This window comes from Streptomyces sp. NPDC003284 (genome assembly GCF_053589675.1).
Map to the genome: position 1 here is coordinate 188,155 of NZ_JBSFSI010000013.1, position 23,143 is coordinate 211,297.

Sequence of the window (23,143 nt, forward strand, 5' to 3'; positions counted from 1 at the left end):
CAGGGGGCCAGGAGGACGAGGGGACGGGGGGACGGCGCGGCCGGTCAGCCGACCCGGGCCGCCACGGCGTGCAGCGCCTCGGTCAGGGCGGTGAGGAAGAGCCGCAGCTCGTCGTCGGTGACGACGGCGGGCGGGGTCAGGCGCAGTACCCGGCCCGCGTTGAGGGAGTGGTTCACCAGGACGCCGCGGCCGACCAGTTCGAGGATCATCTCTCCCACGGCCTGCTCGGCGCCGAACTCCAGACCGATCAGCAGCCCGCGCCCGCGCACCTCGCGCACGAGCCCGCCGGTGTACGGCGTACAGGCGGTGCGCACCCCGTGCAGCAGCCGGAATCCGAGGGTCCGGGCGCGGCCGGGCACGTCCTCCTGCTCCATGGCCTCCACCGCGGCCAGTGCCGCCGCGCAGGCGAGCGGGGAGGCGGCGAAGGTGGAGGTGTGCAGATAGGGATCGCGGGAGAAGGGGGCGTAGGCGTCGTCGGTGGCCACCATCGCGGCGACCGGCACCACGCCTCCGCTCAGCCCCTTGCCGACGAGCAGCACATCGGGGCGGACGTCTTCGGTGTCCACGCCCCACCAGGAGCCCAGCCGGCCCAGACCCGTCTGGATCTCGTCGACGATCAGGAAGGCGCCGTGCGTACGGCACAGCCGCCCCACGTCCGCCAGATAGCCGGGCGGCGGGATCCGCACCCCGCCCTCGCCCTGCACCGGCTCGACGATGACACAGGCCCGCTCCCCGAACCGGGCGAGCACCTCCGCCAGTGCCTCCGGGTCCCCGTACGGCACCGCCGCGCTGTCGGGCAGCAGCGGCCGGAACGGATCCTGGTACGTCGGATTGGCCGTCGCGCTGAGCGCGCCGAGGGTCTTGCCGTGATAGCCGCCCACGGTGCTGACCAGGGCGGTACGGCCGTGCGCGCGGGCCAGCTTCAGCCCGGCCTCGGTGGCCTCCGCGCCGGAGTTGACGAAGTGCACCCGGTCGAGGCCGGCCGGGGTGTGCGCGGCCAGTGCCGCGGCGGCCAGAGCTGCGACCGGCTCCAGGAACACCCGGGTGGCCAGCGGATGGGCGTCGATCTGCCGGTGCACGGCGGCGGTCACGGCGGGGTGCCGGTGGCCGAGGATGAAGACGCCGTACCCGCCGAAGTCGAGGTAGCCGCGGCCGTCGGAGGTGTGCACCCAGGCGCCTTCGGACCTGGTCTCCACCATCCCGCCCAGCACCTCGCCGAGCACCGCCCGGCCCACGGACAGGTGCTCGCGGTACAGGCGCGCGGTGTGCGCGTCGCCTGCCGGGTGTGCGTCGCCCACCGAGGAGGCCGGCTCAGAGGGGGCCGGCTCAGAGGAGGCCGACTTCGGGGAATCCGGCCCCGGGGAATCCGGTTGCGCGGCGTCCGGTTCCGGGGCGTCCGGTTCCGGGGTGTCCGGGCTCCGGCGGGGCGCCGTCTCGGTGGCCGGGAGGGCCGTCATGACGCCAGTTCCCTGGGCGCGGCGGAGTCCTGGAGCGCCGGACGCGTCCGGCGCTGCCGCCGCGGACCGGCGGACCCGGCCGCCCACGCCTCCAGATTGCTGAACAGCGCCCGGCGCAGCTCGTCCTTGGCGACGGCCGCACCGCAGTGCGGGGCACCGAGGGAGGAGTCGAAGGGCAGGGCGCGCTGGAAGACCAGCAGCAGTTCGGCGTAGGTGTGGAAGCGGCGGCGCAGCGACTCGGGGAAGGACGGGCCCTCGATCAGCGGGAGCAGCAGCCGGTGCACCGACTCCAGCGGGATCAGGCGCGGCGGGTGCGGGCGCGGGCCGTAGCGGTCCGCGAACTCCAGGCAGATGTCCACCACTTCGCTCTGGAGCAGCGCCTGCGCGCCCGCCGTCAGCCAGTACTCGCCCTCGGTGACGCCGCCGCGCAGCAGCGCGCCCACGGCGCGTGCGACGACGTCCTGGGGCACCATGTCGATGCGCGCCCCCGGCTCGCCCGGCAGCACCGGGACCTGGCCCTTCACGATGGCGCCCAGCGCCCGGGTCAGCCCCTGGGCCCCGGCGATCCGGCCGGTGACGGAGTCGCCCATCACCACCGAGGGGCGCAGGATCGTCCCCGGCACCGGCGCCTCGCGCACCGCCTGCTCCGCCGCGGTCTTGGAGGCCAGATAGGCGGCCGCGCCGGGGAAGCGCCGCTGCTCCTCGGCGGCCAGCGGGTTGGCCACGAAGGCGGTGCTGATGTGATGGAACGGTGCCTGCGCGCGGGCGGCCAGGGCGAGCATGGTGGCGGTGCCGTCGAGGTTGGCCCGCCAGATCGCCGCGGGCTCCGCCTTCCAGTTGGTGGCCGCCGCGGAGTGCACGACGAGGTCCACGTCGGCGGCGAGCCGTGTGAACTGCGCCCGGGGCAGACCGAGGCCGGGTTCCAGCAGATCGGCGGGGATCTCCTCGACCCTGGGGTCGTCCACGGGAGTGCGATGGCGCAGGCAGATGATCCGGAAGTCGGACGAAAGCTCCTCGATCAGTGCCCTGCCCAGGACACCGGAGCCTCCGGTGAGCAGGAGCACCGGGCGTCGGCGCGGCGGTGGCGGGGGCAGATGAGGCATGCGGAAGATCCCCTCGGTCGGAGACGGGACGGCGCTGGTCGGCAGGGAGGGCTCGATGCGGCGGGCGCGCGGGCACGCGGGCGTGCCGGGCGGTGCGGCCGGGGCGGAGCCGGGTGCGGGTGAGGTGATGCGGCGGCGGCGTGGTGCCGCGGTGCCGGGATGTCGGAATGCTGTGGTGCTGTGGTGCTGGAACGCTGGGGCGCTGTATCGCTGGTGTAGCTGTGTCGCTGGTGTGCTGTGACGTTCAGGCCACGGTCAGCGGCGCGTCGGCCAGATAGGCGGCCAGCGGACCGGTCATCCGCGAACGGGACGGCGGGTGCAGGGCCAGGCCGTTGGCACAGGCGGCGAGGTAGCCGACCTCGTCGGAGGTCATGAAGTTCAGGCCGCCGAGCAGTTCGACCGCGCGCGGCACGATCCGGGACAGCGCGTCCTGCACGCCGTAGCGGACGAAGAGCGACTCGGCGAGCGTGGACTCGTCGGGGCTGCTCTCGTCCATCCGGCGGGCGAGGCCCTCGACGGAGGCGGCGGCGCTCTCGGCGGCGACCAGCAGCGCGACGCGCTCGCTCTCGGGCACCCGGTCGTTCAGCAGCACGCGCTCCACCAGAGCGCTCGCCGCTCCCAGGTAGCTGCCGGTCATCAGCAGCTCGAACCAGACCAGGCCGATCGTCTGCACCTCGTCCAGCCGGGCGCCGGGCGGACACGCGGTGCGCACCATGAGGTCGGGCGGCACCAGCACCCCGTCCAGGGTCACCTGGTCGCTCTCGGCCCCGGCCAGGAAGCCGCTGGACCAGAAGCCGCTGACGCTCAGGCCCTCGCTGGCCGCGGGGACCAGGGCCACGGCCAGTTCCTGGCCGGCGCCGTCCTCCCGGGGCACGAGCACGCTCGCGGTGAGCAGGTCCATGGAACGGGCCAGGCTGCACGGGCGTTTCACCCCGGTGATCCGCAGCCCTTCGGGCGTCGGGGTGGCGGACATCGACGGCGACAGGATGCCGGCGCCGCTGCGCCCCTCGGCGAACCCCGAGGCCATCAGCTGGTTCTCCGTGGCGACGGCCTGGACGAGCATCCATTCGAGACCCTCGCCGGAGTTGCTGAGCCCCACCAGGGTGGCCATCGAGAAGTGGTGCATGGTCGTCGCGACGGCGAGCGAGGGCGAACGGCTGCCGAGGGCGCGCTGCACCCGTACGGCGTCGAGTGCGCAGGCGCCCCGGCCCTGGAGGGACGCCGGGGCCAGCAGCCCCGGGCCGCCGCTGTCCCGGAAGAGCCCGATCCCGGGGCCGCCGGGCCGCTCCAGGGACATCAACGGCACGGCCCGCAGGCTGTCGTCGAGCCCCGGCAGCAGTTTGGTGAGGGCCGCGCGTTCACGGTCCAGGAATCTCATGTCGTCCCCTGCTCCTTGGTCCTCGGGCGCTGCCGGCGGCGACCTGTCCGCGGTGTCGCTGGTGTCGCTGTCGTGGCAGCGTCACTTGTGTTTACGCACGGGGCACCAGGACCCCTCGGCACGAAATGAGGGACACGCGAAGGGCGCGGGGAGGCATGAGCGGTGGACACGGGGAGGTGCGCGCGGAGGGCATGCGACGGGCATGCGGAAGGTCCGGAGGTTGGGAATGGGGGAGGGGGTCAGCCGCGGCCGGGCGCTCCCACCCGTAGGCCGTCCATGACGAGGTCGAGCAGACGGCTCGCGCGGGACTGCCAGTCACCGTGCGGATCGAGCTGCCAGATCCCGGCGATGGCGAGGACGAAGTCGTCGGAGCTGACGCCGGGCCGGATGGCACCGGCCTCCTCGGCGGCGCGCAGCAGGAGGTCGGCGGCGGAGGCCAGCGGGGTGTGCCCCGGCTTCGCCGGGCTGCCGGGGGCGGCGGTGGCCTGGCGGATCGCGTCCGCGAGACCGGCCTTGGTCATGGCGAACCGGACGAGCCGGTCCATCCACTCGCGCAGCGCCTGGTCCGGGGAGCGGCACTCCAGCAGCTCGGTCGCGCTGTCGGAGACCTGCTGCATCTCGTGACGGTAGATCTCCAGGACCAGCGCCTCGCGGTTGGGGAAGTTGCGGTAGAACGTGCCCTGGCCGACGCCGGCCTTCCTGGCGATCACGCTGAGCGGGGTGTCGGCGCAACGGGTCAGCTCGGCCACCGCCACTTCCAGGATGGTCTCGCGATTGCGTTGTGCGTCCGAGCGCTGAGGCGTGTGCTTCTTCTGCTGCACTCGTCCTCCTTTCGGGTACGCCGCCGAACCCGGCCTTGCTAAGCGGACAACTGTCCGGTAGTTTCGCGAATAACGGACAACTGTCCGCTTCGTGTCCACTCTAGCGGTGGGCAGTGCTTTTCCGCCACGCACGGTGCCCTGTTCCGATCCCCGGAGCCCTCGTCCCCGACGCCACTTTTCCTGATTCATCGTCTGTCAGGCCGACATCTCGACGTGTTTCCGCCGCATATGCGAAAGAAGCTGATCATGGACCCAGCCACCTCGTCGACGCACAGCCCGATCACCTTGAACATCAACGGCGAGAAGCACGCGCTGTCCGTCGACCACCGCACCACCCTGCTCGACGCCCTGCGCGAGCGGCTTGATCTGACCGGTACCAAAAAGGGCTGCGACCAGGGACAGTGCGGTGCCTGCACCGTCCTGCTCGACGGCCGCCGGGCCGTCTCCTGCCTGCAACTGGCGGTCGCGGCCGAAGGGCGCGAGATCACCACCATCGAGGGCGTCGCCGAGGGCGACCGGCTGCATCCCGTGCAGCAGTCCTTCCTCGATCTCGACGGCTTCCAGTGCGGCTACTGCACACCTGGCCAGATCTGTTCGGCCGTCGCCGTGATCGAGGAGCACGCGGCGGGCTGGCCGAGCGCGGTCACCGACGATGTGCGCCCCGAGGCCGGACCGCCCCCGCTGACCGCCGACGAGATCAGAGAGCGGATGAGCGGCAACCTGTGCCGCTGCGGCGCCTACGCGTCGATCGTCCAGGCGGTCGAGCAGGCCGCGGCGACCGTGCGGTCCGGCGGCGCGTCCGCCGTGGAGAGCACGCAGGGCACACCGAGCACACCGAGCACGCAGAGCGCACCGAGCAAGGAGGCCGTGGCATGAGGGAGTTCGGCTACGAGCGGGCCCATGACGTCGCCGGTGCCGTCGCCCTGCTGGGCGCCGACCCCGACGCCCGATTCCTCGGCGGCGGCACCAACCTCGTCGACCTGATGAAGACCGGCGTCGAGCGGCCCGCCCGCCTCGTCGACGTGCGCGAGCTGCCGCTCGACGGCATCGAGCCCACCGACGACGGCGGTCTGCGCATCGGCGCCACCGTCACCAACAGCGACCTCGCCGCCCACCCGGACGTGCGCCGCCGCTACCCGGCGCTGACCCAGGCGGTACTGGCCGGTGCCTCGGGACAGCTGCGCAACATGGCGACCGTCGGCGGCAACCTCCTCCAGCGCACCCGCTGCGGGTACTTCACCGATGTCACCCGGCCGTGCAACAAGCGCGTCCCCGGCAGCGGCTGCCCCGCGATCGAGGGGGAGCACCACAACCACGCGATCCTGGGCGCCTCCGAGCACTGCGTGGCCGTCCACCCCTCCGACATGGGTGTGGCCCTGACCGCCTTCGACGCCGTCGTCTCCTACGAGACCGCCGACGGAGCGGGCTCCCTGCCGATCGCCGACCTCTACCTCCCCGTGGGCGACACCCCGCACCGGGAGACCGCCCTGCCGCCGGGCGCGCTGATCACCGGCGTCGTCCTGCCGCCCGCGCCCGTCGCGGCCCGCTCGCGCTACCGCAAGGTCCGCGAGCGCGCCTCCTACGCCTTCGCCCTCGGCTCCGTGGCCGCCGCCCTCGACGTCCGGGACGGCGTGGTGCACGAGGCGCGCCTCGCCCTCGGCGCGGTCGCGTCCCGCCCCTGGCGGGCCCGCACCGCCGAGCGGCTGCTGACCGGTGCCCCGGCCGACGCCGCCGGCTTCGCCGCCGCGGCGGACGCCGAACTGGCTGCCGCGAACCCGCTGCCGCACAACGGCTACAAGGTGGCCCTCCTGCGCAACCTGACGGTGGCCGTGCTGACCGAACTCGCCGAGGAGATGTCCCGATGACCACCGCCACCGGAACACGTACGACCAGGAAGGGCGCCGTCGGAACCGCGCACACCCGCGTGGAGGGCCTCGACAAGGTCACCGGAGCCGCCCGCTACGCCGGTGAGATCCCCTTCGCCGACCTCGCCCACGGCTGGCTGGTGCTCTCCACGGTGGCCCGCGGCCGCATCCGGTCCCTCGACACCGCGCCCGTGCTCGCCATGCCCGGCGTGCTCACCGTCCTCCACCACGAGAACGCGCCACGCCTGGACACGGACTACATCGGAATGCTGGGCGTTCCCCCGGACCCCACCTGCGCCCTCTTCCAGGACGACCGGGTGGCGCATCGGGGCTGGCCGGTGGCGATGGTGGTCGCCGAGACCTCCGAACAGGCCAGGGAAGCGGCCGAATCCCTCGTCGTGCACTACGAACAGGAGCCGCACGACGTCGACTTCTGTGCCGACCACACCGACGCGTACGAGCTCCAGGGCCATATGCCGGCGGTGACGGAGAAGGGCGACCTGGCGGCCGAGCTCGCCGCCTCCGCCGTCACCCTCGACGAGGAGTACACCACCCCCGAAGAGCACCACAGCATGATGGAGCCGCACGCGGCGACCGCCCTGTGGGACGGCGGACGGCTCGAACTCGTCGACTCCAACCAGGGCGCCACCTGGATCGTCGGCGAGCTGGCCAACCTCTTCTCGCTCGACCCGTCCGCCGTGCGCGTGCGCTCCGAGCACGTCGGCGGCGGCTTCGGCAGCAAGGGCGTGCGCGCCCACCAGGTGGCCGCCGTGATGGGCGCGACCGTCCTGCACCGCCCCGTGCGCGTCGTCATGACACGCCGTCAGATGTTCTCGCTGACCGGCTACCGCAGCCCCACCGCGCAGCGGATCAGGCTCGGCGCGGACACGGACGGCCGCCTGCGCGCGCTGGAGCACCTCTCGCTCAGCCAGACCTCCACCGTCCACGAGTTCGTCGAGTCGTGCGCCGCCCCCTCCCGGGTGATGTACGACGCCGACGCCCACCACACCGTCCACCGCGTCGTCCGGCTGGACGTGCCGACCCCGACGTTCATGCGCGCACCGGGGGAGGCCCCGGGCTCCTTCGCCCTGGAGTCGGCGCTCGACGAACTCGCCGAGAAGTGCGGCCTGGACCCGATCGAGCTGCGCCTGCGCAACGAACCGGAGCGGGGCCCGGTCTCCGGACTGCCCTTCAGCAGCCGCAATCTGGCCGCCTGCTTCCGCGAGGGCGCCCGCAGGTTCGGCTGGGCCGACCGCGACCCGCGCCCCGGCGTGCGCCGCGAGGGACGCTGGCTGCTCGGCACCGGCACGGCGGCCGCGTCCTTCCCCTCCAACGCCGGACCGTCCACCGCGGTCGTCACGGCCGAGGCGGACGGCACCTTCACCGTGCGGATCGCCGCCGCCGACGTCGGCACCGGCGCGCGCACCGCGCTGCTCCTGGTCGCCGCCGACGCCCTGGAGACCACGACGGACCGGGTCCGGGTGCGCATCGGGGACAGCGACTTCGGACCGGCGATGATCTCCGGCGGTTCCATGGGCACCCGCTCCTGGTCCTGGGCGGTCACGGCCGCGGCCCGGGAGCTGCGCGAGCGGCTGGCGCTGGGCGCCGACATCCCCCCGGAGGGCATCACCGTACGGTCCGACACCACCGCGGCCGTGCGGGCCCTGACCGGCAAGGAACGGCACTCCTTCGGCGCCCAGTTCGCCGAGGTCGCCGTGGACGTCGCCACCGGCGAGGTACGGGTGCGCCGGATGCTCGGCATCTTCGCGGCAGGCCGCATCGTCAACCCGCTCACCGCCCGCAACCAGCTCGTCGGCGGCATGATCTGGGGCATCTCCATGGCACTGCACGAGGCGGCGGCCCGCGACCGGGCCGACGGCGGCCTCTACGGCCCCGACCTCGCCGGGTACCACGTCACGTCGCACGCCGACGTCCCCCCGTCCATCGAGGCCGACTGGGTCGACGACCCGGACCCGGACGACCCGGTCGGCATCAAGGGCATCGGTGAGGTGGGCATCGTCGGAGCCGCCGCGGCGATCGCCAACGCGGTGTGGCACGCCACCGGTGTCCGCCACCGCGACCTGCCCGTCCGCCCCGACCGCGTCCTGGAGGCAGCCGCGAGGGAGCCGCATGCTTGACATCGCCGAGGAGCTGCACCGCTGGACCGAGGAGGGCCGGGCCTACGCCGTGGCCACCGTGGTCACCGTCGGCGGCAGCGCGCCGCGCGGTCCGGGCGCGGCCCTCGCCGTCGACAGCGAGGGCACCGTCATCGGCTCGGTCTCCGGCGGCTGTGTGGAAGGAGCGGTCTACGACCTGTGCCGACAGGCCCTCCAGGACGGCACCACCGTCCTGGAGGAGTTCGGCTACAGCGACGAGGACGCCTTCGCGGTCGGCCTGACCTGTGGCGGGACCATCGGCATGATGATCACCCCGGTCGGCGTGCGGGCGCCCGTGCGCACGGTGCTCGGGGCGGCGCTGGCGGCCGCCGCCCGGGACGAGCCGGTGGCCCTCGCCCGGATCGTCCGCGGCCCGGACCGGCTGCTCGGCGCCACGGTCCTGGTCCGGGCGGACGGCACCGGTGAGGGCGCGCGGGACGGCGGGTTCGGTGACCATCCGGAGGCGGCCCGCACCGCGGTGGCCGAGGCCGGGGCGCTGCTGGAGGCCGGCCGCACGGGGACCGTGGAGCTGTCCGAGGACGGCTCGCACTGCCCCGGCGGACTGACCCTGCTCGTCGAGGTGACCGTGCCACCGCCGCGCATGATCGTCTTCGGGGCGGTCGACTTCGCGGCGGCACTGGTCAGGGCGGGCAAGTTCCTCGGCTACCACGTGACGGTGTGCGACGCCCGGCCCGTCTTCGCCACCCGGGGCCGCTTCCCCGAGGCCGACGACATCGTCGTGGACTGGCCGCACCGCTATCTGCGGGACACCCCGGCCGACCCGCGCACGGTGCTGTGTGTGCTCACCCATGACGCCAAGTTCGACATCCCCCTGCTGACGGTCGCCCTGCGGATGCCGGTCGCCTTCGTCGGCGCCATGGGCTCGCGCCGGACCCACGAGGACCGCAGGCGCCGGTTGCGCGAGGCGGGCGTGAGCGAGGAGGAGCTGGACCGGCTGCGGTCCCCGATCGGCCTGGACCTCGGCGCCCGTACCCCGGAGGAGACGGCCCTGTCGATCGCGGCGGAGATCGTCGCCGCCCGGCGCGGCGGGACGGGCGCCCCGCTGACCGGCTCCGGAGGTCCGATCCACCACGACCGCGGTCCGGGCGGCACCCGGGCCGCGTAGGCGACAGGCCGGGGCCCGGGAAGGAGAGCGAGGAGGTCACGGGCAGGGGCGGGGATAGGTCGCCAGTGTGGTGGCGAGCCCCGCGGCGTCGGTGCCCACCTTGCGGTACACGGAGGAGAGGAGCTGGCGCACCCCCTGCTCGGTGAGCCGCAGTTCCTTGGCGACCACCGCCACCGGATGCCCCTGCGCGGCCTGTTCGGCGGCCCTGCGTTCCTGCGCGGTGAGCGTGTCGGTCTGCGCGTACCGCAGCGGCAGCGGGCGCAGTCCGGCCGCCGACAGCTCCGCCCTGGCCCGTACGGCAAGGGGCTCGGCCCCGCAGTGGACCGCGGTCTCCAGGCCCCGGTAGAGCCGGTCGGCCGCGTCCGCGAGCCGGCCGTTGCGGGCCAGGGCGGCTCCGTGCCCGACCAGCGCGCGGGCCAGTTCGTACCCGGCCGGGGATCCCTCCAGCAGGCAGACCGCCTCGGCGTGCAGCTCCAGCGCCGCCGGGCCGCCGGTGACCTCGGCCATCGTGCGCAGCGCCTGCCCGGTGGCCGAGGCCGCGCCGAAGGCCCGCGCCCGCTGGACCGCCTCCCCGGCCAGGCAGACGGCGCGCTCCGGTGCGACCGGGGCCAGCGCCGTCGCCAGGTCGAGCTGCCAGGGGCACCACGCGGGATTGCGCCAGGCCCGGGAGTCCTGCCGGTCGCCGACGGCGGACAGCAGCCGTGCTGCCTCCGCGTGGCGGCCCTCCGCCAGCAGCAGTTCGGCGTACACGGTGCGCGGGTCGGGATAGATCACCGCGTTCGGGACGGTCTCGCCGAAGGCGTGGTCGTCGGCGACCTGCCGGGCCTCCGCGATCCGGCCCCGGGCCAGCAGCGTCTGGATGAGCACACCGATCGCGAACCACTGCGCCGGAACCGCGCCCTCCACCCGGTCGGCGATCCGCAGCCCCTCGCGGACGTGGTTCTCCGCCTCGGCCAGGCCGCCGCGGTGGTAGTGGATGTAGCCGAGCAGCGTCTCGCCCAGGGCCAGATGGGAGCCGCGCCAGCCCTTGGCGTTGCACTCGGCGATGCCCCGGCCGAACAGTTCCTCGGCCCGCCGGGGCTGGTCGCAGTACATGAACAGCAGGGCGACCGAGGCGGGCACCTCGAAGCCGCGGTTCTCGTCGGTCCAGCTCATCCCGCCGCGCAGCGCACGCTCGGCATGGTCGAGGACCGTCTGCCGCGCCTCGCCGCGCACCATGGCGTCCCAGGCGCGCAGCCCCAGGATGTAGCGCTCCTCCAGGGTGCGGCCGGTCAGCCGTTCGGCCAGGCGGGCGAGTTTGCGGGAGCGGGCCGGTGAGTCGGGTTCGTCGGTGCGGAAGGCGCTCCACACGAAGTGGTCGGCCTGCATGCGCAGCCGGGTCCGCGGATCGGTGGCCTTGTGCGCCTCCTCGGCGGCCACGCTCGCGGCCTCCGCCATCCGGTCGGTGTGCGCCAGCGCCTGTGTCAGCCGGTAGACGATGGAGGCGCGCAGCCCGGGGGAGAGACCGGGTTCGGTGAGGGCCTGCCGCAGATGGGTGACGGTGGCCGCGGGTTCGATGAGGAAGGTCGAGCAGGCCAGTTCGTGCAGCAGCGCGGCCCGGTCCTCGGGCGGCGGCGGTTCCTGGAGGGCCCTGGCCAGCGCCCGCCGGGCGGCCTCCGGAGCCCCCGCCCGCAGATACTCGCGGGCGGCCTCCCGCAGACAGGCCACGGCCTCGGGCCTGGCCTCGCACGGCACCTCCAGCAGATGCCGTGCGGCGGCCGTGGGGCCGAGCCCGGCGGCGCGGACGGCCTCGGTGGCGGCGTTGTGCAGACCCACCCGCAGGCCGGGCGGGATGGACCGGTAGATCGCGGTGGCGATCAGCGGGTGCGTGAACTCCAGATTGCCGCCGGTGCCGGGACTGTCGGTGAGGATCCTGGCGGCGCGCAGCTTCGCCGTCTCCTGCGCGGCCTGCTCCACCCCGACCACGGCGACGGCGGCGGCCAGGTCCGGTGGGACGGAGGTGCCCAGCACGGCGGCGGCCGAGGCGAACATGACGGTGCCGGGGCCGAGCCGGCGCAGACGGTCCAGCAGACCGGGCCCCTTGATCGCGGAGGCCACGTCGCGCATCACCGGCAGATCGGCCCCGGTCCCGCGCACCTGCCGTTCGGCGAGCTGGATCGCCAGCTCCACCGCCTCGAAGGGGCGGCCCTCGGTGACCGTGCAGCACTCCTCGCAGAACGCGTCCTCGGCCGACTCGCCCACGTGTTCCCGGATGATCCGGGCCACGCCCGTGGCGGAGAGCGGCCTCAGCGCGTGCGGGCGGTTCTCGTGGTGCTCGACCAGGGCACGGAAGGCGGTGGCCTCGGGCGGCAGTTCGCCGGGACGGTAGGCGACGACGATCAGCAGGGGAAGGTTCTCGATGCGGGGCGCGAAGGAGGCGAGCCAGCTCAGCGACTCCGCGTCGGACCAGTGCGCGTCGTCCAGGAGCAGCACGACCGGCGCCCGCGCCACGGTGAGACGTGTCATCACCCAGTCGAGACCGTCCCGCACCCCGGCCGGATCCGGCACCCGGGCGCTGTCGGACGCCTCCAGACCGAGCGCGGTGGCGACGATGTCGTACCAACTGCCCAGGAACTCGCGGCGCTCGGCCTCGGGCATCGCCGCCAGCGGGGGCTGCACCAGTTGCCGGACCACGTGGAAGGCCAGCTCCTGCTCGTTCTCGCCGCCCCGGGCCGACAGGACCGTGCAGCCCTGGGCCAGGGCCCGCGCGCGCAACTGCGCCATGAGCGTCGTCTTCCCCAGCCCGGCGGGACCGGTGAAGGCCAGCAGCCCGCCGCCGCGCAGGGACCCCTCGGCGGACGCGGCCAGGGAGGCCAGCGCGTCGTCCAGCACCCGCAGTTCCCGCTGCCGTTCCAGCAAGGGCCGGTGTCCGGTGTGCGACTGCCACGGCTCATCTGCCATGTGCCCTACCGCTTCCTGTGCTTCGGCCGTCCGAGGAAGCCAGAGCGTACGCCCGCGTGGTCCCCGGACGGCCGAATGGGGCATGGAAGAGGCAAGGAAGGGTGAATCGTCCCGCCCGGAGGTTTGACACTCCTTCCTGATGGGTAGCGCGCCAGCGCCTCGGATGTCGCGCTACCGGGTGGGGGCCTGGGCGGAGTCCGCGTACCGCGGCACCGTCCGGGACCAGTGGTAGCAGCCGCGGATCCAGCCGGTCATGCCGTCCACATAGCCGGCACCGGCGGAGCTGAGCTCAGGGGCCAGTTCCGCGCGGAGCCGTTCGAACTCATGGATGGTGCCGTTGATCCGGCCGATGGCCGACGTCACCGCCTCCGGCAGCGAGCAGTCGTGGGCCCGCTGGTAGCCGAGGGCCAGATTGATCAGTCCGCCGGCGCGCTGCTCCTTCACCGCCGAGTAGAGGTCCGGTATCCACACCGCGGCGTCGGAGGACAGCGCCGTCAGCCGCCGCATCAGCGGGTGGTGGAGTTCGCCCGGGGCCAGTTCGCCGGTCTGCGCGGCCTCGCACAAGGGGTAGAACGGCTGCACCCCCGCCGTCAGCGACCGGATCGACGTGCACACCCCGAGGCGCGGCGCGGCGGACCCGTGCTGGGCCACCGCCTCGTACATCAGCCCGTGCACGTACTCCTGGCCGTACCAGGCCCAGCGCGCCGCCTGGGCGGGGGTGCAGCGCCGCCGGACCTGCCGGTGGAGGTCGCAGAGCGCCGCCCCGAGAGGCGTCGTCGGCGGCGTGCCGTCGCGCAGGATCGCGACGCTCTCGCACAGCATGGGCAGCAGCCGGTCCGGTCCCTGTTCACCGACCTCCTCCGCCCGGTCGTCGAAGACGAACTGGTAGGCGATCTGGAGGGCGACGATCCGCAGGATGTCCGCGTCGACGTCCGGGGTGGTGTACGAGGCGAGCTGGGCCGGCCGGGTCCGGACGATCATGTCCGCGACGTCCGGGTCGGCGGTCAGACCGCGGTCGTCCAGCCAGTCGTCCGTGGCCGCCACCGCCTCGGCCTCATGGCGGTTGCTGCGGAAGGGGTAGGGCATGTGGAGGCGGGCGTCGATCAGATCGTTGAGCGAGGCGGCCGGGTCGGAGAGCGCCTCGGCGGCCGGGACTGCCTGTCGTGGTACGCGTTCCTCTTGGCGCGTCGCCACCTCGGTCACCTGCCCTTCGGGTCGGAGTGGTCCTGCCGGCGGGCCGGGCACGGCGCGGCCCCGCCCGGTCCGGGCGGTGCCGGTTCGGGGGACGTCGGTTCGGCGGAGGCCGCTGCGAGCGGCGCCGGTGCGAGCGACGCCGGGCGGGAGGCCGCCGGGCAGGTCCGGCCCGCGCCCGGCTGCGGCGCGTCCGGCCGGGCCGGGCCCGCGCGGACCGGCCGCGGCTCGCAGGTCATCACCAGCGACCGGGGGCCCAGCGTCACGGCCGGACGCACGGGCGCCACCGGCCCCGGCGGATGGCGCAGCCGCAGCCGTCCGGCGATCGTCGCGAGAGCCACCGTGGCCTCCGCCACCGCGAGCGCGTCGCCGATGCACTTGCGGTTGCCCGCGGCGAACGGCAGCATCGCGCCGTGCGGCACGGCCGCCGCCCGTTCCGGCAGCCAGCGGTCCGGCAGGAACCGCTCCGGCTCGGGGAACGACACGGGATCGTGGTGCAGCAGATACGGGCTGTAGAGGACGGTGGCGCCCCGGGGGATCCGGCAGCCGCCCAGCTCGGTCTCCTCGGTGGTGACCCGGGTGAACAGCCAGCCGGGCGGGGAGTGCCGCAGCGTCTCGGTCACGGCATTGCCGGTGTGCACCAGCAGCGGCAGTTCGGCGGCGGTCGGCGCGCGTCCGCCCAGCACCGTGTCGACCTCGTCGTGCACCCGGCGCTCGGCCTCCGGATGCCGGGCCAGCAGACCGAAGAGGGAGGCCAGCAGGAGAGCGGTGGTCTCCACACCGGTGAGCAGCAGGGTGATGAGATGGTCGTGCACCTCCTGCCCGGTGATCGCGGGCCCGTCCTGCCCGCGCTCGGCGGCCAGCAGGGTGCCCAGCAGATCGTCCCGCGGAGCCTGCGTCCGCCGCCGTGCGACGGCCGTGTCGATCAGGCGGTGCAGGCGTTCGAGGGCGTCGCGGTAACGGCGGTTCGCGGGCAGGGGCACCCGGAAGGGCCCGTCCAGCGGCACCACCGTACGGACGAACAGCCCGCGCACCACCGTGGACAGACACTCCCTCAGCTCGGCGGCCGCAGCCTCGTCGAGGGTGTCCGAGAGCAGGACCCGGCTGGTGACGCGGGTCGTCAGGGCCATCGTCGCCGCGCTCACGTCGACGCGCTGTCCCGGCCGCCAGGTGTCGCACAGCGCCGCGGCCTCGGCGCCCATCAGGTCCGTGTACGCGGCCACGCGCGTGGCGTGGAACCGCGGTTGCAGCAGCCGCCGCTGTCTGCGGTGGGTCTCCTGGCGGCTGGTGACCAGGCCGTCCCCCATCAGGGTCCGGAGCCGGTCGTACTGGGAGCCGCCCTTGTCGAACGTCCGGGTGTCCACGAGCATCCGGTGGACCAGCTCCGGATGGCACACGATCCAGGCGGGCACCGGGCCCAACCGGATCCGGACGATGTCCCCGCGCCGCGGCAGAGAGTGGAGAAAAGCCAGCGGACGGCGGAACAAGGCGATACCGTGGCTCAAGAAAGGGAATATGCCCGGCGCAGTACCCACGGTCCAGGACCGGTCGGATCGGTCGGTCGTGGATACGGCACCGGTTGACGCACCGCTCATCGAATACCACCTGCCTCAGTCGGCACACAAAAATGGGGCGGTCTTTCAGGGCTTGGCGCTCGAACCATGTCCTGCCCAGTTCAACGTGTGCGCCGTCCGCCCTCCGCTGTGCACGGGGGGCGCACGGGAGCGCGCGGAAGCGTGGGACGAACCACCTGTGCGACGTACCGAGGCGGCCGGGCCGCCCCCGCGTCAGGCGTCCGGGGAGTCACCCTCCCCGGCCCGCTCGGCGTTCCGCTTCTTCAGCCGCGCCGCCTCCTTGCGGACCTCGGCCTGCGTGGCGCGCTCCTTCTCCAGCCACCCGGGCCCCTCCTGCCTCAGGGCCTCGATCTGCTCGGTGGTGAGCGCCTCGGTGACCCCGCCGCGCGCCAGGCCCGCGATGGAGACACCCAGCTTGGCCGCGACCACCGGACGGGGGTGCGGGCCGTCGCGCCGCAGCTCACGCAGCCACTCGGGCGGCTCGGCCTGGAGCTGCTCCAGCTCGGCGCGCGAGACGACGCCCTCCTGGAACTCGGCGGGCGTGGCGGGCAGGTACACACCCAGCTTCTTCGCCGCGGTGGCGGGCTTCATCGTCTGGGTGCTCTGGTGCGACTTCATGGTGTCCAGACTATCCACCGGCGGGGCCGGGTCCCGACCACGCCGGGTGACCCGGCCGGGTAGCCTGGCCGGGTGACAGGCTCGGAGACATCCCCCACGTTCCGGCTCGCGTACGTCCCCGGGGTGACGCCCGCCAAGTGGGTGCGGATCTGGAACGAGCGCCTGCCCGACGTCCCTCTCGCCCTCGTCCAGGTACCGGCCGCCGACGCGTCCGCGGTGCTCGGCGAGGGCCGCGCGGACGCGGGCGTCGTACGCCTGCCCGTGGACCGTACGGTCTTCAGCGCGATCCCCCTCTACACCGAGACCACGGTGGTCGTCGTCCCCAAGGACCACCTGGTGACGGCGGCGGACGAGGTGTCCCTCGCCGACCTGGCCGACGAGGTCGTCCTGCACCCCCAGGACGACGTCCTCGGCTGGGAGCGGCCCCCGGGCGAGCCCGCCTTCGAGCGCCCCGCGACCACCGAGGACGCCGTGGAACTGGTCGCGGCGGGGGTGGGCGTGCTGATCGTGCCGCAGTCGCTGGCCCGGCTGCACCACCGCAGGGACCTGACCTACCGGACCGTCGCCGACGCCCCGCAGTCGGGTGTCGCGCTGGTGTGGCCCGAGGAGGCGACCACCGACCTGGTCGACGACTTCATCGGGATCGTGCGCGGCCGGACGGCCAACAGCACCCGCGGCCGCGCCCGGCCCGAGGCGCAGGCCGGGACCGGACGCGCGCAGGACACGGGGACCGGCCGCAAGGCCGCCTCCGGCAAGGGCTCGGGCAAGGCCCCGGGCAGGTCGGCGGGCAAGGGTGCGGGCGCGGGCGGCGGCGGCAGGACGGCCCAGAGCCGAGGCGGCTCCGGCCGCACCGGCGGCGCGCGCGGCGCCAAGGGCGCCCAGGGCGGAGCCAGGGGCGCCAAGCGGGGCCGGCCGCGCCGCAACTCCTAGCCTCCCGAAGTCCCGGTCCCGGTCCAAGGCCAGGTCCAGGTCTTGGTCCAGAGCCCGGCCTCGATCCCGGCCCCGATCCCGGTCCAGGCCCGCAGGCAGGTGCCCGGTTCACCTGCCGGACGTACGCCCGATCGACTCCACCAGCGGGAGCAGCCGGTGCGGGACGCGCTCGCGCAGGGCCACCTCGGTACGGGTGCGGACCACGCCCGGCAGGCTGATCAGCTTCTGGATCACGTCCTCCAGATGGGCGTTGTCGCGCGCCACGACCCGGGTGAGCAGATCGCCGCCGCCGGTGATGGAGAACGCCTCCACGATCTCCGGCACCCCGGCCAGCGCGTCCCCCACGTCGTCCAGGTGCCCCTGGGTGACCTCGATGTGCACGAACGCCAGCACCGGGTGGCCGAGCGCGGCGGGGGAGAGGGACGGACCCGTCCCGGTGATCACACCGTCGCGTTCCAGGCGGTCCAGCCGGGCCTGGAGCGTGCCCCGGGCGATGCCGAGGACGCGCGCGTACTCGCGCACGCTGGTGCGCGGCTGCTCCAGGAGCAGCCGCAGGATGCGGGTGTCGAGTTCGTCCACGGCCATGGCGGCGCCGGTCTCCTCGGGAAGGCGTCGTTCGGCCTGACTGTACCAATGGCCCACTCCCGCCCCCGGCCGGTGAGCCAGGCGCGCCCGTCCATTGGCCTGCCGCCAGCGCTGTTGCCCAGGCCCCTGCTGTGCCAATGGCCCAGTCATTCCGGAGCCACTTGAGCCAGAGCCCCCGGGGATGCTCTGATGGACGGGTCGATGGCGCTGCGGATCTCCGCGGCGCCTTTTTCATGCCGGTCCCGGCGGGCGGTTCGTGCCGTGCCGGGTCCACACGTCTGCCGAGGGGGCGGTCATCAGTGCTCAAGAGGGTGTTCGCGGCTCCGGATCCCGGGCGGGCGCGGCTGCGGTTCGCCTCCCGCGCCGTGCTCGGGATCGGCCTGGCGACCGCCGTGTGCGGGCTGGCCGGACATTCCCTGCACGGTGCCGTGACCGGCGGGCTCGCCGCGCTGCTCGCCCTGTTCACCGTCACCGACCCCACGGTCCGCGGCCAGGCGGTCACCACCGCGCTGCTGCCCGTCGTCGGCGTCCCGGTCCTGGGCGCCGCGGCGGCGCTGCACGGCGTCCCGGTGGCCCGGGACCTCACCTTCCTCGCCCTCGTCGGCGCCGGCGTCTACGCGCGCCGCTGGGGGCCGCGCGGCCACAGCCTGGGTGTCTTCGCGTTCATGACCTTCTTCGTGGCCCAGTTCCTGCACGCCACGACCGGGCAGCTGCCCGAGCTGTCCGCCGCCCTCGTGCTGTCCGTGCTCACCGCCGCCGCGGTGCGCTTCGGGCTGTGGTGCTACGAGCGCCGCAGCTCCCCGGCCGCCCCGCCGCTGCCCCCGGACGGCACCGGCCTCGCCCGGGTGACCACCCGGCAGGCGGTCCAGGCGACCGCCGGTGCCGGATTCGCGCTCGTCGTCGGCCAGCTGGTGTCCGGGCAGCGCTGGTACTGGGCGGTCGGCGCCACCTGGTGGGTGTTCGTGAACACCGCCTCACGCGGTGAGACGCTGGTCCGCGGCTTCCGCCGGGTCCTCGGCACGGTGCTCGGCATCGGCCTGTGCGCCTTCCTCGTCGCCCCGCTGCACGGAGCCGTGCTGCCCACCGCCGTGCTCGTCGCCGTCAGCGTCTTCGGCATCTTCTACACCGCCGCCGTGTCCTACACCTGGATGATGCTCTGGGTCACCCTCCTCGCCACCTCGCTCTACGGCCTGCTCGGCGTCCTCACCCCCGGGCTGCTCTCCCTGCGGCTGGGGGAGACGGCGGTCGGCGCGCTCGGCGCCTGGCTCGCCGTGCTGTTCGTGCTGCCGGTCAGCACCCACGCCGTCACCGGCGCCTGGATCCAGCGCGCCCTGCGCTGTGTGCACACCTGCACCGCCGAGGCCGCCGCCCGGCTCGCGGGCGCCACGGACGCCGACCCGGCGCCCCGGGTGGCCGAACTGGAACACCTGCTGGGCCGGGTCCGGCTCTCCGTCGCCCCGCTCGTCCACCCGCTGAACCCGATGCTCGGCCGCAAGCTCCGGGCCCGCCAGGTGCTCGCCCTGCTGGACGACTGCGCCCGCGAGATCCGCGGCCTGGTCGCCGTGGCCGCCGATCCCGTGGCCTCGCACGACGCGCGGCTGGCCGCCGCCTGCTGGCGGGTGGAGGCCGCCGTCGAGGCGCTCACCGACGGCGGCGGTACGCCCCTCACCGCCCCCGGCACCGCCCACCCGGCCGCGGAGGCACCCGCGCTCGCCCACCTGCACGGACTGGAGCGGGCCCTCGCCGAACTGGCCGCCCCGCTGCGCGCGCCCACCGGTTCGCCGCTGGTCGGCGCCCGCTGACGCGAACCGCCCCGGGGACGGGCGCGCCGCGCCCGTCGCACGCTCCCGCACCTGCGCGCGCCCCTCGCGTCTCCGGTGCACGACCGGCACGCGCGACGCGCGTCCGGACAGGGGCGCGGCGCCATCGGAACACTCGTCGCCACCATGGTCTAGACCGTTCTTGATCGGCTGCTACCGTCACCCCGAACGGGTCGACGGAGAGGGGACAGCGGTGGCAGACGAGGGCGGCAGGCGGCAGCGGGCGTTCATCGGGTCGTTCACGGCGGCGGGAGGCCCCGGCGTGGTCACCGCGGCCGTCACCGAGGGCGGCGCGCTGACCCCGCTGAGCAGCGTGGACGGCGTGCTGGACCCCTCCTACCTCGCGCTGTCGGCGGACGGCGGCACGCTCTACGCGGTCAGCGAGACCACCGAGGGCGCGGTGGCCGCGTACCGGGTGAAGGGCGAGACGGTCGAACTCCTCGGCCCGCCGGTCCGCGTCGGCGGCAGCGGCCCCACCCACCTCAGCCTGGCCGACGGGCACGTCCTGACGGCCAACTACGACTCGGGCAGCGTCAGCGCCGTACCGGTGCGCGCGGACGGGCGCCTCGCCCCGAGCGTGTCCGACGTGCTGGCGCACACCGGTTCCGGACCGCACGAGCGCCGCCAGCGCGGCCCGCACGCCCATCAGGTGCAGCCCGACCCGAGCGGCCGGTGGGCCGTCAGCGTCGACCTCGGCACGGACTCGGTGCGGGTGTGCACCCTGGCGGACGGCGGCCTCGCCCTGCACCGCGAGATCGCGCTCCGCCCCGGCTCCGGCCCCCGCCACCTGGCCTTCCATCCGGACGGCCGCCATGCCTACGTCGTCAACGAGCTGACCCCGACCGTCACCGCCTGCCGGTGGGACGCGGAGACGGGCTCGCTCAAACCGCTGGCGGAGACCCCGGTGCTGCCCACCGCCCCCGCGGGCGACGCCTACCCGTCGGGCATCGTGGTCTCCCCCGACGGCCGGTTCGTGTGGACCGCCACACGCGGCGAGGACGTCCTGTCGGTGTTCGCCGTCGAGGCGGACGGCGAGCGGCTCGAACCGGTCGGCACCGTCCCGTGCGGCGGCCACTGGCCCCGCGCCCTCACCTGGGCCGACGGTTACCTGTATGTCGCCAACGAGCGCTCCGGGGACGTCACCTGGTTCGCCGTGGACCCGCTCACCGGCCGCCCGGAACGGGCCGGTGCCATCAAGGTCGCGGCCGCGTCCTGCGTGGTCCTCGGCTGACCGCAGCACCCGCTCGCACCACCCGCCCGCGGCACCGCCCCGGGCCTGTGGCGACACGACGGAGGGCCCGCTCCCGGACATCCGGGGGCGGGCCCTTCGCGGCAGTCGTGCGGCAGCCGTACGGCAGCCTCTGCGGCAGGCGCACGCACCCGTGCGCGGCGGTCGTACGACCGGCGTGCGCCGGCGCGTACGTCAGCGGACCGGGGTGCCCTGCGCCTGCTGCGGGGCGATGCCCAGCGCCGTCGTGTACTTGGCCAGGGCGAGCTTGCCGATCGCCGGGTACGCGCCGAGCGCCTCGGCGGCGGGACAGTCGGCCTCCTTGGCGGCGGCCTCGACCAGCTCCGCGTCGATCTCCGGGCCGACCAGGTACGGCGCCAGCGCGAGCTGCTGGGAACCGGAGGAACGCAGCTGCTCGGCGACGCCCGCGATCGAACCCTCCTGGTCGAGGGCGGCGGCCATCACCGGCACGGCGAGCCGTGCCGCGAGCAGCATGCCGGTGATCCCGGCCGCCTGCACGGCCTCCTCGCCGCCGACCGACGCGAGGATGATGCCGTCGGCGGCCGTCGCCACGGTGAACAGCCGGGCACGGTCGGCGCGGGCCAGACCCGCCTCGGACAGCCGCACGTGCAGGGCCTCGGCGAGCAGCGGGTGCGGGCCGAGCACGTCGGTCAGCTCGGCGGCGACCCGGCTCTCCATGACGGCCTGGCGCAGCCGCCGCAGCAGCGCGTTGTCCGGACCGGCGAGCAGCGGCACGACGACCGCGACCGGACCGTCGGGCTCGGCGGCCTCCCCACCGGCGGCGAGCGCCTGCTCGTAGCGGGCCGTCCGCTCGTCGGCCGCGCGCGCGAGCACGGACTGGACCGTCGGGAACTCCCCGTCGTCCCCGTCGAGGAACCCGATCAGCGCGTCCAGGCCGGGAAGCTCGGAGCGGGCGATGCTCACGACCTCCTCGGCGAGGCTGCGCGTGGCGGCACCGGGCGTGCCCGGCACCGCGAGGACGAGCGCGGGCGCGCCCTCGGGAGCCGCCAGCGGTTCGGGTCGGCGGTGCCGTCCGGGCTGGCGGGGGCGCGGCATTCGTACAGGCAGGCCGGACGCGGGCCCAGTGGGGGAGCTCATGGCGCCGCATGTTACTGGCTTTCGGGCTCCCCCTGTTCGGGGAGGGGGCGGGTGAGCGGTTTCCGTCCTGTTTTGTCGCTTGAGTGACAAGCCGATCGGAATTGATCGATGTGTGCAATCGGACGGGACACGACAACTCGCCCAGGACGTACGGGTACTTGTCCGGCACAAGGCGGACATGTACTGGTTCGGAGTGATCGGTTCCCGGCCTCAGGGGCGGTCCTCAAGGGACGTACAGCATCTTCCCGTCCGCCGGGAGGGCGAGCGTGCCCCGAGCCAGATCGGTCGCGATCCGCACCGCGCCGTGCAGCGGATCCCCGTCCGCGACCACGCGTCGCGCGTGCGGCAGCCGCGCGGCCAACTCCTCGTCCAGCGGCCCGAGAAGGGGCTCGCCCATCTTGAACAGACCGCCGGTGAGCGCGATCGACGGGGCACCCGAGGCCGGGCAGACCGCGGCGGCCGACTCGGCCATGTGCCGTGCCGCCGCCCGCAGCACCCCGGCCGCGACCGGATCGTCCGGGGCGCAGGCGGCCACCTCGGGAGCGAACGAGGCCAGGACGGCGGCGCGGTCGGTGCGCGGATAGAGCAGGCCGGGCAGCTCGGGCAGCGGACCGAACTTCTCCTCGGCGCGGGCGAGCAGGGCGGCCGAGCCGCCGTCCCGTCCGTCGTGGGCGCGCAGCGCGGCCTCGAGACCGGCCCGGCCGATCCACGCCCCGCTGCCGCAGTCGCCCAGCAGATGGCCCCAGCCGTCGGCTCGGCGCCAGCCGCCCAGATCGGTCCCGACCGCGATCAGTCCGGTACCGGCGGCGACGACGGCACCGGGCCGCGGCCCCAGCGCGCCGACGTACGCGGTGACCGCGTCGGCCGCGAGCGCGACCCTGCGCGCCCCGAAGTCCCGGGCGAACGCGCCGGGCAGCTCGGCGCGCAGCGCGTGCCCCATCGTGGCGAACCCGGCCGCCCCCACGACGGCCGTCTCCAGCCGCCCGAGTCCGGCCTCTGCCGCCAGGTCCCGCGCGAGCGGGGTGAGCTGGGCCAGCAGATGCCCGGGATCGATCCCCCCGGCGCCGGTGCGCACGGGTTCCCGGGACTCGCGCTGCGCCAGCGGCCCGCGACCGGGCACCCCCACGGTGACCCGGAGACCGGAGCCGCCGGAGTCCACGGCGAGGAAACCGGCCGCGCCGGTGTCCTCCCGGGCCGTCACCGCCGCCTCCGGACGGGACGGACCGGGCAGC

18 protein-coding genes are annotated in these 23,143 nt (G+C 74.6%); 7 read left to right on the top strand and 11 right to left on the bottom strand.

Annotated features, from left to right (window positions below; all coding sequences use genetic code 11):
* Window positions 1-44 precede the first annotated feature (44 nt).
* From ACWDYF_RS25790 to ACWDYF_RS25805, 4 genes are all read right to left on the bottom strand, one after another.
* Window positions 45-1,298 carry an aspartate aminotransferase family protein gene (locus ACWDYF_RS25790; protein WP_389474137.1) on the bottom strand — a complete coding sequence of 418 codons (1,254 nt, stop codon included), beginning with the start codon at window positions 1,296-1,298 and terminating at the stop codon, window positions 45-47.
* Between the two features lie 155 nt (window positions 1,299-1,453).
* Window positions 1,454-2,560 carry an SDR family oxidoreductase gene (locus ACWDYF_RS25795; RefSeq protein ID WP_389474139.1) on the bottom strand — a complete coding sequence of 369 codons (1,107 nt, stop codon included), beginning with the start codon at window positions 2,558-2,560 and terminating at the stop codon, window positions 1,454-1,456.
* A 244-nt stretch (window positions 2,561-2,804) separates the two neighbouring features.
* Window positions 2,805-3,938 carry an acyl-CoA dehydrogenase gene (locus ACWDYF_RS25800; RefSeq protein ID WP_381737879.1) on the bottom strand — a complete coding sequence of 378 codons (1,134 nt, stop codon included), beginning with the start codon at window positions 3,936-3,938 and terminating at the stop codon, window positions 2,805-2,807.
* 239 nt (window positions 3,939-4,177) lie between these two features.
* A complete protein-coding gene (locus ACWDYF_RS25805) occupies window positions 4,178-4,759 on the bottom strand; it encodes a TetR/AcrR family transcriptional regulator (RefSeq protein ID WP_018571019.1) in 582 nt (193 codons plus the stop codon).
* Window positions 4,760-5,005: 246 nt separating this feature from the next.
* Between ACWDYF_RS25805 and ACWDYF_RS25810 the strand changes: the two genes are divergently transcribed.
* The 4 genes from ACWDYF_RS25810 to ACWDYF_RS25825 are packed head-to-tail and all read left to right on the top strand — an operon-like array spanning window position 5,006 to window position 9,906.
* A complete protein-coding gene (locus ACWDYF_RS25810) occupies window positions 5,006-5,635 on the top strand; it encodes a (2Fe-2S)-binding protein (protein ID WP_389474142.1) in 630 nt (209 codons plus the stop codon).
* The gene (locus ACWDYF_RS25815; RefSeq protein ID WP_389474143.1) at window positions 5,632-6,624 is read left to right on the top strand and encodes an FAD binding domain-containing protein; all 993 of its coding nucleotides are present in this window, start codon (window positions 5,632-5,634) and stop codon (window positions 6,622-6,624) included. The genes ACWDYF_RS25810 and ACWDYF_RS25815 overlap by 4 nt, the downstream gene beginning before the upstream one ends.
* Window positions 6,621-8,762 (top strand): xanthine dehydrogenase family protein molybdopterin-binding subunit, encoded by a 2,142-nt coding sequence (locus ACWDYF_RS25820; protein ID WP_389474145.1) that lies wholly within the window; start codon window positions 6,621-6,623, stop codon window positions 8,760-8,762. Before ACWDYF_RS25815 ends, ACWDYF_RS25820 begins: the two co-directional genes overlap by 4 nt.
* Window positions 8,755-9,906 (top strand): XdhC family protein, encoded by a 1,152-nt coding sequence (locus ACWDYF_RS25825; protein ID WP_389474147.1) that lies wholly within the window; start codon window positions 8,755-8,757, stop codon window positions 9,904-9,906. The genes ACWDYF_RS25820 and ACWDYF_RS25825 overlap by 8 nt, the downstream gene beginning before the upstream one ends.
* A 36-nt stretch (window positions 9,907-9,942) precedes the next feature.
* Here ACWDYF_RS25825 and ACWDYF_RS25830 read toward each other — a convergent pair whose 3' ends face one another.
* From ACWDYF_RS25830 to ACWDYF_RS25845, 4 genes are all read right to left on the bottom strand, one after another.
* Window positions 9,943-12,846: an ATP-binding protein gene (locus ACWDYF_RS25830; RefSeq protein WP_389474149.1), complete on the bottom strand. Its 2,904-nt coding sequence runs from the start codon at window positions 12,844-12,846 to the stop codon at window positions 9,943-9,945.
* A gap of 171 nt (window positions 12,847-13,017) precedes the next feature.
* A complete protein-coding gene (locus tag ACWDYF_RS25835; RefSeq protein WP_389474151.1) occupies window positions 13,018-14,040 on the bottom strand; it encodes a (-)-alpha-amorphene synthase in 1,023 nt (340 codons plus the stop codon).
* 5 nt (window positions 14,041-14,045) lie between these two features.
* Window positions 14,046-15,449 carry a cytochrome P450 gene (locus ACWDYF_RS25840; protein ID WP_389474153.1) on the bottom strand — a complete coding sequence of 468 codons (1,404 nt, stop codon included), beginning with the start codon at window positions 15,447-15,449 and terminating at the stop codon, window positions 14,046-14,048.
* A 375-nt stretch (window positions 15,450-15,824) separates the two neighbouring features.
* The gene (locus ACWDYF_RS25845; RefSeq protein WP_381737892.1) at window positions 15,825-16,229 is read right to left on the bottom strand and encodes a DUF5997 family protein; all 405 of its coding nucleotides are present in this window, start codon (window positions 16,227-16,229) and stop codon (window positions 15,825-15,827) included.
* Window positions 16,230-16,301: 72 nt separating this feature from the next.
* Between ACWDYF_RS25845 and ACWDYF_RS25850 the strand changes: the two genes are divergently transcribed.
* The gene (locus ACWDYF_RS25850) at window positions 16,302-17,159 is read left to right on the top strand and encodes a LysR family substrate-binding domain-containing protein (RefSeq protein WP_389474156.1); all 858 of its coding nucleotides are present in this window, start codon (window positions 16,302-16,304) and stop codon (window positions 17,157-17,159) included.
* A gap of 108 nt (window positions 17,160-17,267) precedes the next feature.
* Here ACWDYF_RS25850 and ACWDYF_RS25855 read toward each other — a convergent pair whose 3' ends face one another.
* Window positions 17,268-17,744, bottom strand: coding sequence for an Lrp/AsnC family transcriptional regulator (locus ACWDYF_RS25855; RefSeq protein ID WP_389474158.1), 477 nt, complete (start codon window positions 17,742-17,744; stop codon window positions 17,268-17,270).
* A 299-nt stretch (window positions 17,745-18,043) separates the two neighbouring features.
* On the opposite strand from ACWDYF_RS25855, the gene ACWDYF_RS25860 reads away from it, so the two are divergent.
* Both ACWDYF_RS25860 and ACWDYF_RS25865 read left to right on the top strand, forming a co-directional pair.
* Window positions 18,044-19,546 carry an FUSC family protein gene (locus ACWDYF_RS25860; RefSeq protein WP_381737896.1) on the top strand — a complete coding sequence of 501 codons (1,503 nt, stop codon included), beginning with the start codon at window positions 18,044-18,046 and terminating at the stop codon, window positions 19,544-19,546.
* Window positions 19,547-19,757: 211 nt separating this feature from the next.
* Window positions 19,758-20,795 (top strand): lactonase family protein, encoded by a 1,038-nt coding sequence (locus ACWDYF_RS25865; RefSeq protein ID WP_381737898.1) that lies wholly within the window; start codon window positions 19,758-19,760, stop codon window positions 20,793-20,795.
* A gap of 192 nt (window positions 20,796-20,987) precedes the next feature.
* Here ACWDYF_RS25865 and ACWDYF_RS25870 read toward each other — a convergent pair whose 3' ends face one another.
* Both ACWDYF_RS25870 and ACWDYF_RS25875 read right to left on the bottom strand, forming a co-directional pair.
* Complete coding sequence (locus ACWDYF_RS25870) at window positions 20,988-21,911, bottom strand: sirohydrochlorin chelatase (RefSeq protein ID WP_086024362.1); 924 nt, start codon at window positions 21,909-21,911, stop codon at window positions 20,988-20,990.
* Window positions 21,912-22,134: 223 nt separating this feature from the next.
* Window positions 22,135-23,112 carry an N-acetylglucosamine kinase gene (locus ACWDYF_RS25875; RefSeq protein WP_389474161.1) on the bottom strand — a complete coding sequence of 326 codons (978 nt, stop codon included), beginning with the start codon at window positions 23,110-23,112 and terminating at the stop codon, window positions 22,135-22,137.
* Window positions 23,113-23,143: the final 31 nt, after the last annotated feature.